This window comes from Pseudomonas serboccidentalis, assembly GCF_028830055.1.
Classification (GTDB): Bacteria; Pseudomonadota; Gammaproteobacteria; order Pseudomonadales; family Pseudomonadaceae; genus Aquipseudomonas; species Aquipseudomonas serboccidentalis.
This window is the reverse complement of record NZ_CP101655.1, coordinates 3754801-3769913: the sequence shown is the minus strand read 5'-3', so window position 1 is coordinate 3769913 and position 15113 is coordinate 3754801. Positions and strand designations below refer to the sequence as shown.

Genomic DNA, 15113 nt, shown 5'->3' with positions numbered 1-15113 from the left:
AGGAGAAACTTGCATGAGTCTGCAAGGTAAAGTTGCACTGGTCACCGGTGCAAGCCGTGGCATCGGCCAGGCTATCGCCCTGGAGCTGGGTCGTCAGGGCGCCATCGTTATCGGCACCGCGACTTCCGCCAAAGGCGCCGAGGCAATTGCCGCTACGCTGAAAGAGCACGGGATTCAGGGTACTGGTCTGGAACTGAACGTTACCAGCGACGAATCGGTCAGCGCAGTGCTGGCGAGCATTCAGGAGCAGTTCGGTGCACCGGCGATCCTGGTCAATAATGCCGGTATCACCCGCGATAACCTGATGATGCGCATGAAAGACGATGAATGGTACGACGTGATCGATACCAACCTGAACAGTCTGTATCGCCTGTCCAAGGGCGTTTTGCGTGGCATGACCAAGGCGCGCTGGGGTCGAATTATCAGTATTGGCTCGGTGGTGGGTGCCATGGGCAACGCAGGCCAAGTAAACTATGCAGCCGCCAAGGCCGGTCTGGAAGGTTTCAGCCGTGCGATGGCGCGTGAAGTCGGTTCGCGTTCGATTACGGTCAACTCGGTAACCCCAGGGTTCATCGACACCGATATGACCCGCGAACTGCCTGAAGCACAGCGTGAAGCCTTGCAGACGCAGATTCCGCTGGGTCGTCTGGGACAAGCTCAAGAGATCGCCTCCGTGGTCGCTTTTCTTGCATCCGACGGTGCGGCATACGTCACTGGGGCTACAATCCCGGTGAACGGTGGGATGTACATGTAAGTAAAATGTGACGGATTGCTTCAAAAAAATGTCATACGAGCTGTCTAAAATCCGTTATAAAGCTGCAATCTATTTATAGGCAGAGGGTCGCAGGGTTCGAGGAGTGAAGCTTTCAGTTGAAAAGCTGAAAAGTCTTTCTATACACTTACCCACCGGCCAGCTGCCTGAATTTGTCCATTAGGAGTGAAAACAAGGTATGAGCACCATCGAAGAGCGCGTCAAGAAAATCGTTGCCGAGCAACTGGGTGTTAAAGAAGAAGAAGTGGTCAACACTGCTTCCTTCGTTGAAGACCTGGGTGCCGACTCCCTTGACACCGTTGAGCTGGTGATGGCTCTGGAAGAGGAATTCGAGACCGAAATCCCTGACGAAGAAGCTGAGAAGATCACTACTGTACAAGCTGCAATCGACTACGTTACTAGCCACCAGGCGTAATAGTTTGTAATCGTTGTCTGCTGTCATGGAAAAACCGCACTGCCATCATGGCGTGCGGTTTTTTCTTTAGGCCTGATGCAAAGTCGTCATTTGAAAAAGGAGAGTGCTGTGTCGCGTAGACGCGTCGTAGTCACCGGTATGGGTATGTTGTCGCCACTGGGCACGGATGTGCCGAGCAGTTGGCAGGGCATTCTGGCTGGCCGAAGTGGCATTGGTCTGATCGAACACACCGACCTTTCTGCCTATTCCACCCGTTTTGGCGGCTCGGTAAAGGGCTTCAATGTCGAGGAATACCTGTCGGTCAAGGAAGCACGCAAGCTCGACCTGTTCATTCAGTACGGTCTGGCGGCGGGTTTTCAGGCTGTTCGCAACGCAGGTCTGGAAGTCACCGATGCCAACCGTGAGCGCATTGGCGTGGCCATGGGTTCGGGGATTGGCGGTCTGACCAACATCGAAGAAACCAGCCGTACTCTGCATGAGACGGGCCCGCGTCGAATCTCGCCATTCTTCGTGCCAGGCTCGATCATCAATATGATTTCCGGTTTTCTGTCCATCCACCTGGGTGCACAGGGACCGAACTACGCCATTGCCACGGCCTGTACCACCGGTACGCACTGCATTGGCATGGCGGCACGCAACATCATGTACGACGAAGCCGACGTGATGATCGCCGGCGGTGCTGAAATGGCCGCGTGCGGCCTGGGCATGGGCGGCTTCGGCGCGTCCCGTGCGCTGTCGACCCGCAACGACGAGCCAGCCCGCGCCAGTCGTCCCTGGGACAAGGGCCGTGATGGCTTCGTGCTGTCCGACGGTGCCGGTGCCCTGGTACTCGAAGAGCTCGAGCACGCCAAGGCTCGCGGCGCGACCATCTATGCCGAGTTGATCGGCTTCGGCACCAGCGGCGATGCGTTCCACATGACTTCGCCACCTGCCGATGGCGCCGGTGCAGCTCGCTGCATCACCAATACCCTGCGCGATGCGAAAATCAACATCGACCAGGTGCAGTACATCAACGCCCACGGCACCTCGACGCCGGCCGGTGACCTCGCCGAAGCCAACGCGATCAAGACCGTGTTCGGTGATCACGCCTACAACCTGGCGATCAGCTCCACCAAGTCCATGACCGGCCACCTGTTGGGTGCGGCGGGCGCGGTCGAGGCGATCTTCAGCGTACTGGCGATCAACAGCCAGGTGGCACCGCCGACCATCAACCTCGATGAGCCGGACGAAGGCTGCGATCTCGATTTCGTGCCGCACACGGCGCGCAACATGGATATCGACGTCGTACTGTCCAACTCCTTCGGGTTTGGCGGCACCAACGGTACGTTGGCGTTCCGCCGGTTCGCCGGCTGATGGACAGCTGGGTCGACGGTCAGCCGGCTGACGCTCTGTCGCTGAAAGATCGCGGCCTGGCCTACGGCGATGGTCTGTTCGAGACCATTGCCGTGCACGGCGGCCAGCCCGTGTTGCTGGATCGTCATCTGACGCGTTTGGCCGAGGGCTGTGCGCGCCTGGCCATCACGGCCGACATCGAACGGGTTCGCAGCGAATTGCTGGCGTATGCCGCGGCAATGGGCGAGGGTGTGCTCAAGCTCATTCTCACCCGGGGCGACGGTTTACGTGGCTACGCGCCGGATCCTGCGGCGCAGGGCCGGCGCATTCTGCAAGGCAATCCTGCGGCGGCGTATCCTGTGGCGCATGGCGAGCAAGGCGTGCGCCTGTTTCCCTGCCTCACACGACTGTCCATCCAGCCCTTGCTGGCCGGGCTCAAGCATCTGAATCGTCTGGAGCAAGTGCTCGCCCGTGCCGAGTGGCGTGACAACGAGCATGCCGAAGGCTTGATGCTCGATCAGGCCGGGCGCGTCATCGAAGGCGTGTTCAGCAATGTGTTCCTGGTGCGCGACGGGGTACTGATCACCCCGGATCTGAAGCGCTGCGGCGTGGCCGGTGTGATGCGTGCCGAAATATTGTTTCAGGCCGAGTCATTGGCCATCCCCACTCAAATCACCGACATCAGCCTCGAACAGCTGCAATGGGCTGATGAAGTCTTTATTTGCAACAGCGTGTATGGCGTCTGGCCGGTACGTGCCTACGCTGCACTGAGCTGGCCGGTTGGCCCGCTCACCCGTAAACTGCAAACCATTGCCCGCGCGCTACTGGATGCCTGATTCGTGAGACGTAAACTCTTGCTGCTGCTGGAAACCGGACTGGTTCTGGCAGGGCTGCTGATGGGCGCCAGCGCCTGGAAAATTCATTCGGCGCTGGAACAGCCCCTGAACATCACGCAGGAAGAACTGCTGGATGTGCCGAAAGGCTCGACGCCTACCCGTACCTTCCTTGAACTCGAAACCGATGGGGTTATCAAGGATGCCTTCTGGTTGCGCATCTATTGGCGCTTCAATCTGGCCGGCACGCCGATCCATACCGGCGAATACCGCATGCAGCCGGGCATGACCGTCAACGGTCTGATCGACCTGTGGAAACGAGGCGAAGTGGTGCAGTACAGCCTGACGCTGGTCGAAGGCTGGAACTTCCATCAGGTCCGCGCCGCACTGGCGAAAGATGACAAGATCGAGCAGACCCTCAAGGGCTTGAGCGACAGCGAAGTGATGGAGAAAATCGGCCATCGCGGACTGTTCCCGGAAGGGCGATTCTTTCCCGATACCTACCGCTTCGTGCGTGGCGTCTCCGACGTCGAGTTGCTGAAGAAAGCCTTCGATCGCCTCGATGAGGTGCTGGCCAAAGAGTGGGAAAACCGCTCGGCCGACGCGCCGTACAGTGAGCCTTATCAGGCGCTGATCATGGCTTCGCTGGTGGAGAAGGAAACCGGCGTGCCACAGGAGCGCGGGCAGATTGCCGGCGTGTTCGTGCGCCGCATGGCGCTGGGCATGCAGTTGCAGACCGACCCGACCGTGATCTACGGCCTGGGTGATCGCTACACCGGCAAGTTGACCCGCGCGCATCTCAAAGAGCCGACGCCGTACAACACCTATGTGATTCCGGGATTGCCGCCAACGCCGATTGCCATGGTCGGCCGCGAGGCGATTCATGCCGCGCTCAATCCCGTAGAAGGCAACAGCCTGTATTTTGTCGCCCGTGGCGACGGTAGCCATGTGTTCTCCGATGACCTGGAGGCGCACAACAGTGCGGTGCGTGAGTTCCAGCTCAAGCGCCGTGCCGATTACCGCTCCAGCCCGGCCCCGGCGAATGCGCCGGCCGCTCCGGTCACTGACGAGGCGATCCCCGCAGCATCCCCGGATACCGCTCCTGAGGCACTGCCGCAGGTTCCAGCTCAGGACCCTGCGCCGGTCCCGGCACCTGCTGCCGAGCCTGGGCCGTCGGCACCGCAAAACGCGCAATGACTTTGATTAAGGACTGCCTGTGACTGGCTTGTTTATTACCCTGGAAGGCCCGGAAGGCGCCGGCAAGAGCACCAACCGCGAGTACCTCGCCGAGCGTCTGCGCGCGGAAGGTATCGAAGTGGTGCTGACCCGTGAACCCGGCGGCACGCCGCTGGCCGAACGCATTCGCGATGTGCTGCTGGCCCCCGCCGACGAAGTCATGAACCCCGATACCGAGCTGTTGCTGGTGTTCGCCGCCCGCGCCCAGCATCTGGCCGAGGTCATTCGCCCGGCACTGGCCCGTGGCGCCGTGGTGCTGTGCGATCGCTTCACCGACTCGACGTACGCCTATCAGGGCGGCGGTCGCGGTTTGTCGCTGGAGCGCATCGCCGCGCTGGAGACTTTCGTTCAAGGCGATCTGCGCCCGGACCTGACGCTGATTTTCGATCTGCCGGTGGAAATCGGCCTGGCCCGCGCCAGCGCTCGCGGACGACTGGATCGCTTCGAGCTGGAAGGCCGGGCGTTCTTCGAAGCGGTGCGCGGTGCGTTTCTCAAGCGTGCTGAAGCCGAGCCTGCACGTTATGTGCGGATCGACGCCGGTCAGCCACTGGTCGACGTTCAGCGTTCGCTGGATACATTGCTGCCGCGTTTGCTGGAGTTGACCCGTGGCTGAGGCCTATCCATGGCAGGACAGCCTCTGGCAGCAACTGGCCGGACGTAGTCAGCACGCTCACGCGTATTTGCTGCACGGCCCGGTCGGGATCGGCAAGCGTGCGCTGGCCGAGCGGTTGATGGCCAGCCTGTTGTGTCAGCGCCCGACGCCCGAGGCGTGCGGCGAGTGCAAGTCCTGTCTGCTGCTCAAGGCCGGCAGCCATCCGGACAACTACATTCTTGAGCCGGAAGAAGCGGACAAGGCGATCAAGGTCGATCAGGTGCGCGATCTGGTCAGTTTCGTGGTGCAGACCGCGCAACTGGGCGGGCGCAAGGTGGTGTTGATCGAGCCGGTGGAATCGATGAACATCAACGCCGCCAACGCCTTGCTCAAGAGCCTCGAAGAGCCTTCCGGCGATACCGTGCTGTTGCTGGTCAGCCACCAGCCGAGTCGTTTGCTGCCGACGATCAAGAGCCGCTGCGTGCAGCAGGCGTGTCCACTGCCGGGTGAGGCCATGAGCCTGCAATGGCTGGCACAGGCGCTGCCGGAGTGTTCCGAAGAAGAGCGCGTCGAATTGCTGACGCTGGCGGCCGGTTCGCCACTGGCGGCGGTCAGCCTGCAGTCCCAGGGCGTGCGCGAACAGCGCGCGCAGGTGGTCGAAGGGGTGAAGAAGCTGCTCAAGCAACAGCAGTCGCCGACGCAACTGGCCGAAGAATGGAAAAACATTCCGATGCTGCGCCTGTTCGACTGGTTCTGCGACTGGTCGAGCCTGATCCTGCGTTATCAATTGACCCAGGATGAAAACGGTCTCGGTCTGAACGACATGCGCAAAGTGGTGCAATACCTGGCGCAGAAGAGCGCGCAGGGCAAGGTCCTCGACATTCAGGACTGGATTCTCGCTCAGCGGCAGAAAGTCCTGAGCAAAGCCAACCTCAATCCGGCCTTGCTGCTGGAGGCGTTGTTGGTGCAATGGGTGAGTTTGCCGGGCCAACGGTAATTGCCCCCGAAACGACTGTGTGCGCCTAGACTCTGAACATCAGCAGTGGAGGTCAACATGAATGAACCCATGAGCCCGGGGCCGCGCAACGGCATCCTGTCCCTGACCATCAAGGACAAGTCGGTGCTGTACGCGGCCTATATGCCATTCATCAAGAACGGCGGCCTGTTCATCCCGACCAACAAGAGCTACAAGTTGGGCGACGAGGTGTTCATGCTGCTGAACCTGATGGACGAGGCGGAGAAGATTCCGGTGGCCGGCAAGGTCGCCTGGATCACCCCCAAAGGCGCGCAGGGCAATCGTGCCGCCGGTGTCGGCGTGCAATTCAATGAAGGCGACAACACTGCCCGCAGTCGCATCGAAACCCATCTGGTCGGAGCCCTGAAGTCCGACCGTCCCACTCATACGATGTAAGTTGCAGTCCTTTTATGCTCGTAGATTCTCATTGTCACCTTGATCGCCTTGACCTCGCCGCCCATGACGGCTCGCTGGATGCTGCACTCGATGCCGCCCGGCAACGCGGGGTAGGGCACTTCCTGTGCATCGGCGTCAGTGCCGACAACGCCGCCGACGTCAAAGCCCTCGCCGAGCGTTATGCCGACGTCGATTGCTCGGTCGGTGTGCATCCGCTGGATGTGCAGCCGGGCGCCGCGCCTGCGCTGGACTGGTTGCTGCACGAGCTCAATCACCCGAAAGTGGTGGCGATCGGTGAAACCGGTCTGGATTACCACTACGAGCCGGAGGCCGCCGAGCTGCAGCAGGCGTCGTTCCGTCTGCACCTGCAAGCCGCCCAGCAGACCGGCAAACCGGTGATCATCCATACCCGTGGCGCCCGCGCCGACACCCTTGAACTGCTGCGCGAGGCTGCGCTGCCCCAGGCCGGTGTGCTGCATTGCTTCACCGAAGACTGGGACATGGCCAAAGCCGCGCTGGACATGGGTTATTACATTTCTCTGTCGGGTATCGTCACCTTCCGCAATGCCGACGCCCTGCGCGATGTGGCGAGCAAAGTGCCGGCCGACCGGCTGCTGGTGGAGACCGACTCGCCGTACCTGGCGCCGATCCCTTATCGCGGCAAGCCGAACCTGCCGCAATATGTGCGTGAAGTGGCGGAGTTCCTGGCGATGCTACGGGGTGAGAACTACGAGCGGTTTGCCGAGCAGACCACGGAAAACTTCAAGCGTCTGTTCCCGTTGGCCCATGTAAAAACCTGACCTTGTAGGAGCTGCCGCAGGCTGTGATCTTTTGATGTTGTTTTTCTAAGAATCAAAATCAAAGGATCGCAGCCTGTGGCAGCTCCTGCAGGTGTGTGGTGCGCAAAAGGACAGCGAGCACCGGTCAAATCGCAGGCAAAAAAAACCCGGGTTCTGGGGGGTGAATCCGGGTTAAGACCATTAGGAGTAAAACAAAGGCACGCGGTCCCTTGGTACCTTTATCGGCGCGACACTTGGGGGAGATGCCGCCCGACAGTTCAAGTATTGATCAGTCTGGCGTTCAGTCCAGTTGAGCGGTCGGGGTTTTTAAACAAATTTGGAATACGTGCGCTTCAGTTGAGTTCTCATTACACTCCCAGCGTTCGCAAAATGAACAAGAAACACAGATATGGTCGGATGATCCGTGCATTTTTGTGCAAGTTAGGCATAATACGCGGCTTCGAATTTTGACCCCTACAGACCTTTTCTTATGCACAAAGAACCTCGTAAGGTCCGTGAGTTTCGTCGCCGCGAGCAAGAAATTCTCGATACCGCGCTCAAGCTGTTCCTCGAACAAGGTGAAGACAGTGTCACCGTCGAGATGATTGCTGATGCCGTGGGTATCGGCAAAGGCACGATCTACAAGCACTTCAAATCCAAGGCCGAGATCTATCTGCGGCTGATGCTCGATTACGAGCGCGATTTGAACGAGCTGCTGCATTCGGCCGATGTCGACAAGGACAAGGAAGCGCTGTCCCGTGCCTACTTCGAATTCCGCATGCGTGACCCGCAGCGCTATCGCCTGTTCGACCGTCTCGAAGAGAAGGTTGTTAAAGGCAATCAGGTGCCGGAAATGGTCGAGGAGCTGCACAAGATCCGTGCCTCGAACTTCGAACGCCTGACCTTGCTCATCAAGGGCCGGATCAGCGAAGGCAAGCTCGAAGACGTGCCGCCGTACTTCCACTACTGCGCGTCCTGGGCGCTGGTACACGGCGCGGTGGCGCTGTATCACTCGCCGTTCTGGAGCAATGTGCTGGAAGATCAGGAAGGTTTCTTCCAGTTCCTGATGGACATCGGCGTGCGCATGGGCAACAAGCGCAAGCGTGATCCGGAAACTCCGAGCAGCTGAATCATTCAGCGGCTTTATTGCGCCATGATTTCGCTACATGACGCAGTACCGCAGGAATATACTCAGGCATAGGGCTTGCTAAAACTTGATTTGTAAGTCAAGTTTTAGCGGCTCGAAATTCTATCGCCGGAGTGATCATGATCGTTGACCGTCAAGGCAGGCGTTTTCGCAATTTGCGCATCAGCCTGACTTCAGCCTGCAATTACGCCTGTACCTACTGCGTGCCCAACGGCAAGCGGCTGGTGGCTGCGCAGGATGAACTGTCGGCCGAAGCCATGGCACGCGGCGTGGCTTATCTGATTGAAGCCGCTGGCATCGAACGCTTGCGCATCACCGGCGGTGAGCCGCTGGTCAGCCCCAAACTCGAATCATTCATGAGCGCCGTCGGCAAGATGGGCCTGGACGACATCAGCCTGACCACCAACGGTCAACTCCTGGCGAAAAAACTGCCGCTGCTGGTGGACGCCGGTCTGCGCCGGATCAACGTGTCCCTCGATACCCTCGACGCCGGTGCGTTCCGCAGCATCGCCCGCGGCGGCGATCTGGCGACTGTGCTCGATGGCATGGACCAGGCGAAAGCGGCGGGGCTGAAGATCAAGGTCAACATGGTGCCGTTGCGCGGGCAGAACCTGGATCAGGTAATGCCGCTGCTCGATTACTGCCTGGAGCGTGGTTATGAGCTGCGCTTCATCGAGCTGATGCGCATGGGCCACCTCGCCACCGACTCCAACGCCTTCCTGCAACAGTTCGTCAGCCTGCAGCAACTGCTGAGCCTGATCGGCGAGCGCTACGAGTACGCCCAGGCCGATGCGCCGGTGGACGCCACGGCCGTACGTTATGCGATTCCGGGCCTCGGTCACTTCGGCGTGATCGCCAACGAAAGCGTGCCGTTCTGCAGAACCTGCTCGCGCCTGCGCCTGTCGTCGACCGGTTGGCTGCATGGTTGCCTGTCGTCGAGCAACCGCCACTATGTCGGCGATCTGCTCGACAAGCCGCGCCATCAAGCGCTACCGGCGTTGCAGCGCTTGCTGGTCAAGGCCTTGGGTGACAAACAGGAAGTGGCGTTCTCCGGTGGCGCGACGGTCATGAAGATCATCGGCGGCTGATACCTCTTTTTCGCGAGCAGGCTCGCTCCCACATGGTTTTTCGCAATCCTGTGGGAGCGAGCCTGCTCGCGAAAGCAATCCATCATTCGACAAAGATCCTGAGCTGGCGCAAAAGCTGCATTCAACGGCCATTCGCCGGTTTTCCGTCACCGGCTTCTGGAGGATGAGGATGCGTAGCCTGGTTTTGCTGCTGGCCGTTTTGGCGCTTGGCGGCTGTATGACTGTCAGCGATATGGCCGAAGGCACTCGCGATCAGATGAGCGACGCGGGGCTGCTGGATCACAGTGACAGCCGCCGGGTGAACAACTTCCGCATTCAGCCGGACTCGTTCATCTACATCGCTCAGGGCGCATTTGCGCCGCCGGGTGGTTCCTACCCACGGCCGAACGTGGTCGCCGAAGAAGCCTTCAAGGGGTTTGTCGAATACTTCCCGATGGTCCGCCGTGCCCGTGCCCCGGAAGGCCTTGATCAAGCCATGGGCGAAGCCCGCGATGCCGGCGCTCACTACCTGCTGTACACGCGTTTCGCCAAGGCTGACGACCGTATCGGCAACTCCGACGAGTGGCTCGATCAGGAAGCCGTGGATCGTTTGGGCATCGACGGCGGCGTGATTCAGATCATGTTGATCGAGACCAGCACCCAGTATTTGATTGATACTGCACGGATCAAGAGTCGTGGCGGTTTACTGACGTTCCACGACAACAAGCCTGAAGACCTGATCGGCCCGCCACTGGCGCAATACGCGCGCAGCCTGCTGGGAGTCGGCGACCAATAAACCAAGGAGTACGCCATGAGTGGCCCGCAAAAAGCCAATGACCTGTTGGGACAGATCCCCAAAACCAAAGGCCTGCCGCCGGTGCACTTGTGGAACCCGGACTTCTGCGGCGATATCGACATGCGCATCGCCCGCGACGGCACCTGGTATTACCTGGGCACGCCGATCGGGCGCAAGCCGATGGTCAAGCTGTTCTCCACCATCATCCGCCGCGACGGCGATGATTACTTCCTGATTACCCCGGTCGAAAAGGTCGGGATCAAGGTCGACGACGCGCCGTTTGTGGCGATTGCCGTGGAAGTCGAAGGCGAGGGCGAGACGCAGGTGCTGCGTTTCACCACCAATGTCGAGGAGACGGCCGAGGCCGGGCCGGAACATCCGATCCGCGTCGAGATCGACCCGACGACCCAGGAGCCCGCGCCTTATGTGCACGTGCGCACCAACCTCGAAGCGCTGATTCACCGCAACGTGTTCTACCAACTGGTGGAACTGGCGGTCAGCCGCGAAATCGATGGGCAGCGCTGGCTGGGTGTGTGGAGTGGTGGGGAGTTCTTTCGCATCGGCCTCGAACCCTGATCCAAAACAAAAAACTGCAGGAGTGAGGCTGCTCGTGATCACGATGGTTCAGTAGCATTAATGTCGACTGACACACCGCTATCGCGAGCAGGCTCGCTCCTGCATTGATTTTGTGTTGACTGTTAATCATATGATCATTAGCGTGAACACCCATCGCGAACCGCTTTGAGGTCTTCATGTCCAGCAGCTTTCATGCGTCAACGGTCGATTGGCTGGGCAGCTGGATTGCTGCCGGGCAGGTCAAGCCGGGGCAGGCGATCAAGGTCGAGGCGGATCTGGGCCAGCAGCTCGGCGTCAGCCGTACCGTGATCCGCGAAGCGATCAAGACCCTCGTCGCCAAAGGCATGCTCGAAGTCGGGCCGAAAGTCGGTACCCGGGTGTTGCCAGTGCGGCGCTGGAATCTGTTCGATCCGCAAGTCGTGGGCTGGCTGTCGCGCAACGGTCTGCCGGAAAACTTCGTCGACGACCTGCTCGACCTGCGGCGTACCATCGAACCGATGGCCGTGCGCTGGGCCTGCGAACGCGCCAGCCTGGAGCAGATCGAGGCCGTGCAGCTGGCCTACAACGCGCTGGAGCGGGCCGTCGACAGCGGCATCGATTACAACCGCGCCGACCAGACCTTCCACGAATGCATTCTGGCGGCCAGCCACAATCAGTTCATCGAGCAAATGGTCCCGGCCCTCGGTGCCTTGCTCGCGGTGTCGTTTGAAGTCTCCGCCGCCGACCCCGACGAATTGCGCCGCACCTTGCCGATTCACAAAGACATGGCCGACGCCATCGCTGCCCGGGATGCTGCGCGTGGGGTGTGGGCGTGCGTGACCCTGATCGACAATGCCGACCTGGCAATCAAACGCTTTTACCCGCAGGTGATGGCCGACAAGAAAGCCAGCTGACAACACAGATCCCCCTGTAGGCGTGAGCCTGCTCGCGATGGCGTCGTACCGGAAAAAGCAACGCTGACTGAACCACCGCCATCGCGAGCAAGCTCACGCCTACAGTTAAAACAACAACATGAAGGATTCAACATGACGTGGACCGCCGTAACCCAACACCGCGCCAAACTCGGTGAAGGCCCTTTCTGGGACGCCCCCACCCAAGCGCTGTATTGGGTCGATATCGCCGGCAGACAGGCACTGCGGCTGATCGGCAACAACGTGCAGATCTGGCAGATGCCCGAGCACGTTTCCGCGTTCATTCCGTGCGCCAGTGGCGATGCGCTGGTGACTCTGAGCAGCGGCGTCTATCGACTGGACCTCGATTCCCCGGGCCTTGAGCCACGTTTGAAGTTGTTCTGCATCGCCGACCCGCAACCGGGCAATCGACCCAACGAAGCACGCTGCGACGTCCAAGGGCGACTGTGGCTCGGCACCATGCAAAACAACATCGGCGACAACGGCGAAGACCTGCCGATCGTGCGCCGTTCCGGTGGCTTGTTCCGCGTTGATCCAGACCAGCGCGTCACGCCCTTGCTGCGCGGCCTGGGGATTCCCAATACGCTGTTGTGGAGTGATGACGGCACCACGGTCCTGTTCGGCGACAGTCTCGACGACACGCTGTATCGCTATTTTATTCACGCCGACGGCAACCTTGATGTGGGCAGCCCCTGGTATGGCCCTGATCAGAACGGCGGGCCTGATGGTTCGGCGATGGACGCCGAAGGTTATGTGTGGAACGCCCGTTGGGACGGCAGTTGCCTGCTGCGTCTGACACCGGACGGCAAGGTCGAGCGCAAGATCGATCTGCCAGTCAGCCGCCCGACCAGTTGCGTGTTCGGCGGTGACGATTTGAAAACCCTGTACATCACCAGCGCGCAGAGTCCGCACCACCATCCACTGGATGGTGCGGTGCTGTCGATGCGGGTCGATGTGCCGGGCAAGCTCTGCACTCGGTTTGCGGGTTGAATCCCAAAATATGGGATGCAAAATTATATATTGAGATTATTTGGCGGTCGGGTTTATAGTCGGCTCCAGCAGTAACACGCACTCACACTTAAAAAGAACAAAACAGGTGAAGTGATGCAGCGAATCTCTATCGCACTCCCCAGCGGAGTCAGCGTCTCGCAACGGCCCGGCGTCGCTCGCCGTGCCTGCCTGTTTTGCTTTCACAGTCTTCCAGACCGGACATCGTCAGATGCCCGGTTTTTTTGTGCTTACGAACAGGAGTCCTGACCCATGGCTGAACCTCTTTCCTTGCCGCCGGTGCCCGCACCGCCGAAGGGCGAGCGTCTGAAAAACAAAGTCGTGCTGCTGACCGGCGCCGCCCAGGGCATCGGCGAGGCCATCGTCGCCTCCTTCGCCTCGCAGCAGGCCAAATTGGTGATCAGCGATATTCAGGCGGAGAAAGTCGAGAAGGTCGCCGCCCACTGGCGCGAGCAGGGCGCCGACGTACAGGCGATCAAGGCCGACGTGTCGCGTCAACAAGACCTGCACGCCATGGCCAAACTGGCGATCGAGTTGCACGGGCGGATCGACGTGCTGGTCAACTGCGCGGGGGTCAACGTGTTCCGCGACCCGCTGCAAATGACCGAAGAAGATTGGCGCCGCTGCTTCGCCATCGACCTGGACGGCGCCTGGTATGGCTGCAAAGCCGTGCTGCCGCAGATGATCGAGCAAGGTATCGGCAGCATCATCAACATCGCCTCGACCCATTCCAGCCACATCATTCCCGGCTGCTTCCCGTATCCGGTGGCCAAACACGGCCTGCTCGGACTGACCCGGGCGCTGGGCATCGAGTACGCGCCCAAGGGCATTCGGGTCAACGCCATCGCTCCGGGCTACATCGAGACGCAGCTGAACGTCGATTACTGGAACGGCTTTGCCGACCCGCACGCCGAGCGCCAGCGCGCGTTTGACCTGCACCCGCCAAAACGCATCGGCCAGCCGATCGAAGTGGCGATGACCGCAGTGTTCCTGGCCAGTGATGAAGCGCCGTTCATCAACGCCTCGTGCATCACCATCGATGGTGGCCGCTCGGTGATGTACCACGACTGAGCAGATGAGATTTGCGGTGGATGAATTCGCCTGAAATCCAATCATCATACGATATGACTATTTTTGCTCCAGATCGCAGGACCACGCTTTAACGCTTTTCAAATAACGCTCAAGAAAAATAACAAGGAGTCAGCTTATGAAACGTCGTTTCGGGATTCGTACCCTGTGCAGTGCCGCGCTGGCGGTCACCGCGTTCAGTCTGAGCAGCTCGCTGCTGGCTGCCGACACCGTGAAAATCGGTTTTCTGGTCAAACAGGCTGAAGAGCCGTGGTTCCAGACCGAGTGGGCTTTCGCTGAAAAAGCCGCCAAGGACAAAGGCTTCGAACTGATCAAGATCGCCGTGCCGGACGGGGAGAAAACCCTCTCGGCCATCGACAGCCTCGCCGCCAACGGTGCCAAGGGCTTCGTGATCTGCCCCCCGGACGTGTCCCTCGGCCCGGCCATCATGGCCAAGGCCAAACTCAATGACCTCAAAGTGATTGCCGTGGACGACCGCTTTGTCGACGCCAACGGCAAGTTCATGGAAGACGTGCCGTACCTCGGCATGGCTGCGTTCGAAGTCGGCCAGAAGCAGGGCAACGCCATGGTCGCCGAAGCGAAGAAACGCAATTGGGACTGGAAAGACACCTACGCGGTGGTCAACACCTACAACGAACTCGACACCGGCAAGAAGCGCACCGACGGTTCGGTCAAATCCCTGGAAGACGCCGGCCTGCCGAAGGATCACATCCTCTTCGCTGCACTGAAAACCCTGGACGTGCCGGGCAGCATGGACGCCACCAACTCGGCGCTGGTCAAGCTGCCGAGTGCGGCGAAAAACCTGATCATCGGCGGCATGAACGACAACACCGTGCTCGGCGGCGTACGCGCCACTGAAGCCGCCGGGTTCGCGGCGGCCAACGTGATCGGCATCGGCATCAACGGCACCGACGCCATCGGCGAGCTGAAAAAGCCCAACAGCGGTTTCTTCGGTTCGATGCTGCCGAGCCCGCACATCGAAGGCTACAAGACAGCCGAGATGATGTACGAGTGGGTCACTACCGGCAAAGAGCCGCCGAAGTACACGGCGATGGACGACGTCACCCTGATCACCCGCGAGAACTTCAAGCAAGAGCTGGAAAAAATCGGCCTGTGGAATTGATGGCTGCTCGATCGGTGTGAAGAGGT

General features: G+C 60.0%; 17 protein-coding genes. All 17 read left to right on the top strand.

Translation table 11 applies throughout. The features are described from left to right. Positions 1-13: 13 nt before the first annotated feature. The 17 genes from fabG (at position 14) to NN484_RS17000 (ending at position 15087) form a co-directional block, all read left to right on the top strand. Positions 14-754, top strand: a complete 741-nt coding sequence (gene fabG, locus NN484_RS17080; RefSeq protein ID WP_127648935.1) for a 3-oxoacyl-ACP reductase FabG — start codon at positions 14-16, stop codon at positions 752-754. Between the two features lie 196 nt (positions 755-950). After that, the gene (acpP, locus tag NN484_RS17075) at positions 951-1187 is read left to right on the top strand and encodes an acyl carrier protein (RefSeq protein ID WP_003175607.1); all 237 of its coding nucleotides are present in this window, start codon (positions 951-953) and stop codon (positions 1185-1187) included. Positions 1188-1295: 108 nt separating this feature from the next. Continuing rightward, entirely contained in the window at positions 1296-2540 is a 1245-nt protein-coding gene (gene fabF / locus NN484_RS17070) for a beta-ketoacyl-ACP synthase II (RefSeq protein ID WP_127648934.1), read from the top strand. After that, the gene (pabC, locus tag NN484_RS17065; RefSeq protein WP_274657518.1) at positions 2540-3355 is read left to right on the top strand and encodes an aminodeoxychorismate lyase; all 816 of its coding nucleotides are present in this window, start codon (positions 2540-2542) and stop codon (positions 3353-3355) included. Before fabF ends, pabC begins: the two co-directional genes overlap by 1 nt. A 3-nt stretch (positions 3356-3358) precedes the next feature. Next, a complete protein-coding gene (mltG, locus tag NN484_RS17060; RefSeq protein ID WP_274657517.1) occupies positions 3359-4549 on the top strand; it encodes an endolytic transglycosylase MltG in 1191 nt (396 codons plus the stop codon). A 19-nt stretch (positions 4550-4568) separates the two neighbouring features. Then, entirely contained in the window at positions 4569-5201 is a 633-nt protein-coding gene (gene tmk / locus NN484_RS17055; RefSeq protein WP_127648931.1) for a dTMP kinase, read from the top strand. Next, on the top strand, positions 5194-6177 hold the full coding sequence (locus tag NN484_RS17050) for a DNA polymerase III subunit delta' (RefSeq protein ID WP_274657516.1): 984 nt from the start codon (positions 5194-5196) through the stop codon (positions 6175-6177). Before tmk ends, NN484_RS17050 begins: the two co-directional genes overlap by 8 nt. A 57-nt stretch (positions 6178-6234) precedes the next feature. Next, complete coding sequence (locus NN484_RS17045; RefSeq protein ID WP_127648929.1) at positions 6235-6591, top strand: PilZ domain-containing protein; 357 nt, start codon at positions 6235-6237, stop codon at positions 6589-6591. Positions 6592-6605: 14 nt separating this feature from the next. Then, positions 6606-7391: a TatD family hydrolase gene (locus NN484_RS17040; RefSeq protein ID WP_215502054.1), complete on the top strand. Its 786-nt coding sequence runs from the start codon at positions 6606-6608 to the stop codon at positions 7389-7391. A 469-nt stretch (positions 7392-7860) separates the two neighbouring features. After that, entirely contained in the window at positions 7861-8499 is a 639-nt protein-coding gene (locus NN484_RS17035) for a TetR/AcrR family transcriptional regulator (protein ID WP_007950805.1), read from the top strand. Positions 8500-8636: 137 nt separating this feature from the next. Further along, positions 8637-9605, top strand: a complete 969-nt coding sequence (locus NN484_RS17030) for a GTP 3',8-cyclase MoaA (RefSeq protein ID WP_127648927.1) — start codon at positions 8637-8639, stop codon at positions 9603-9605. Positions 9606-9774: 169 nt separating this feature from the next. Further along, positions 9775-10380, top strand: coding sequence for a DUF4823 domain-containing protein (locus tag NN484_RS17025; protein WP_127648926.1), 606 nt, complete (start codon positions 9775-9777; stop codon positions 10378-10380). Positions 10381-10395: 15 nt separating this feature from the next. Next, entirely contained in the window at positions 10396-10956 is a 561-nt protein-coding gene (locus NN484_RS17020; RefSeq protein WP_127648925.1) for a DUF1285 domain-containing protein, read from the top strand. 176 nt (positions 10957-11132) lie between these two features. Continuing rightward, a complete protein-coding gene (locus NN484_RS17015; RefSeq protein ID WP_127648924.1) occupies positions 11133-11849 on the top strand; it encodes a FadR/GntR family transcriptional regulator in 717 nt (238 codons plus the stop codon). A gap of 132 nt (positions 11850-11981) precedes the next feature. Beyond that, positions 11982-12857 carry an SMP-30/gluconolactonase/LRE family protein gene (locus NN484_RS17010; RefSeq protein ID WP_274657515.1) on the top strand — a complete coding sequence of 292 codons (876 nt, stop codon included), beginning with the start codon at positions 11982-11984 and terminating at the stop codon, positions 12855-12857. Positions 12858-13127: 270 nt separating this feature from the next. Continuing rightward, on the top strand, positions 13128-13946 hold the full coding sequence (locus NN484_RS17005; RefSeq protein ID WP_127648922.1) for an SDR family oxidoreductase: 819 nt from the start codon (positions 13128-13130) through the stop codon (positions 13944-13946). Positions 13947-14082: 136 nt separating this feature from the next. Continuing rightward, positions 14083-15087 (top strand): substrate-binding domain-containing protein, encoded by a 1005-nt coding sequence (locus NN484_RS17000; protein ID WP_025113028.1) that lies wholly within the window; start codon positions 14083-14085, stop codon positions 15085-15087. The last annotated feature ends 26 nt before the right edge of the window (positions 15088-15113 follow it).

Bases quoted from the DNA above. Each gene is read 5' to 3' on its own strand.
- fabG (WP_127648935.1), top strand. From the start codon at position 14: ATGAGTCTGCAAGGTAAAGTTGCACTGGTCACCGGTGCAAGCCGTGGC.
- acpP (WP_003175607.1), top strand. From the start codon at position 951: ATGAGCACCATCGAAGAGCGCGTCAAGAAAATCGTTGCCGAGCAACTG.
- pabC (WP_274657518.1), top strand. From the start codon at position 2,540: ATGGACAGCTGGGTCGACGGTCAGCCGGCTGACGCTCTGTCGCTGAAA.
- NN484_RS17045 (WP_127648929.1), top strand. From the start codon at position 6,235: ATGAATGAACCCATGAGCCCGGGGCCGCGCAACGGCATCCTGTCCCTG.
- NN484_RS17040 (WP_215502054.1), top strand. From the start codon at position 6,606: ATGCTCGTAGATTCTCATTGTCACCTTGATCGCCTTGACCTCGCCGCC.
- NN484_RS17035 (WP_007950805.1), top strand. From the start codon at position 7,861: ATGCACAAAGAACCTCGTAAGGTCCGTGAGTTTCGTCGCCGCGAGCAA.
- NN484_RS17030 (WP_127648927.1), top strand. From the start codon at position 8,637: ATGATCGTTGACCGTCAAGGCAGGCGTTTTCGCAATTTGCGCATCAGC.
- NN484_RS17025 (WP_127648926.1), top strand. From the start codon at position 9,775: ATGCGTAGCCTGGTTTTGCTGCTGGCCGTTTTGGCGCTTGGCGGCTGT.
- NN484_RS17020 (WP_127648925.1), top strand. From the start codon at position 10,396: ATGAGTGGCCCGCAAAAAGCCAATGACCTGTTGGGACAGATCCCCAAA.
- NN484_RS17015 (WP_127648924.1), top strand. From the start codon at position 11,133: ATGTCCAGCAGCTTTCATGCGTCAACGGTCGATTGGCTGGGCAGCTGG.
- NN484_RS17010 (WP_274657515.1), top strand. From the start codon at position 11,982: ATGACGTGGACCGCCGTAACCCAACACCGCGCCAAACTCGGTGAAGGC.
- NN484_RS17005 (WP_127648922.1), top strand. From the start codon at position 13,128: ATGGCTGAACCTCTTTCCTTGCCGCCGGTGCCCGCACCGCCGAAGGGC.
- NN484_RS17000 (WP_025113028.1), top strand. From the start codon at position 14,083: ATGAAACGTCGTTTCGGGATTCGTACCCTGTGCAGTGCCGCGCTGGCG.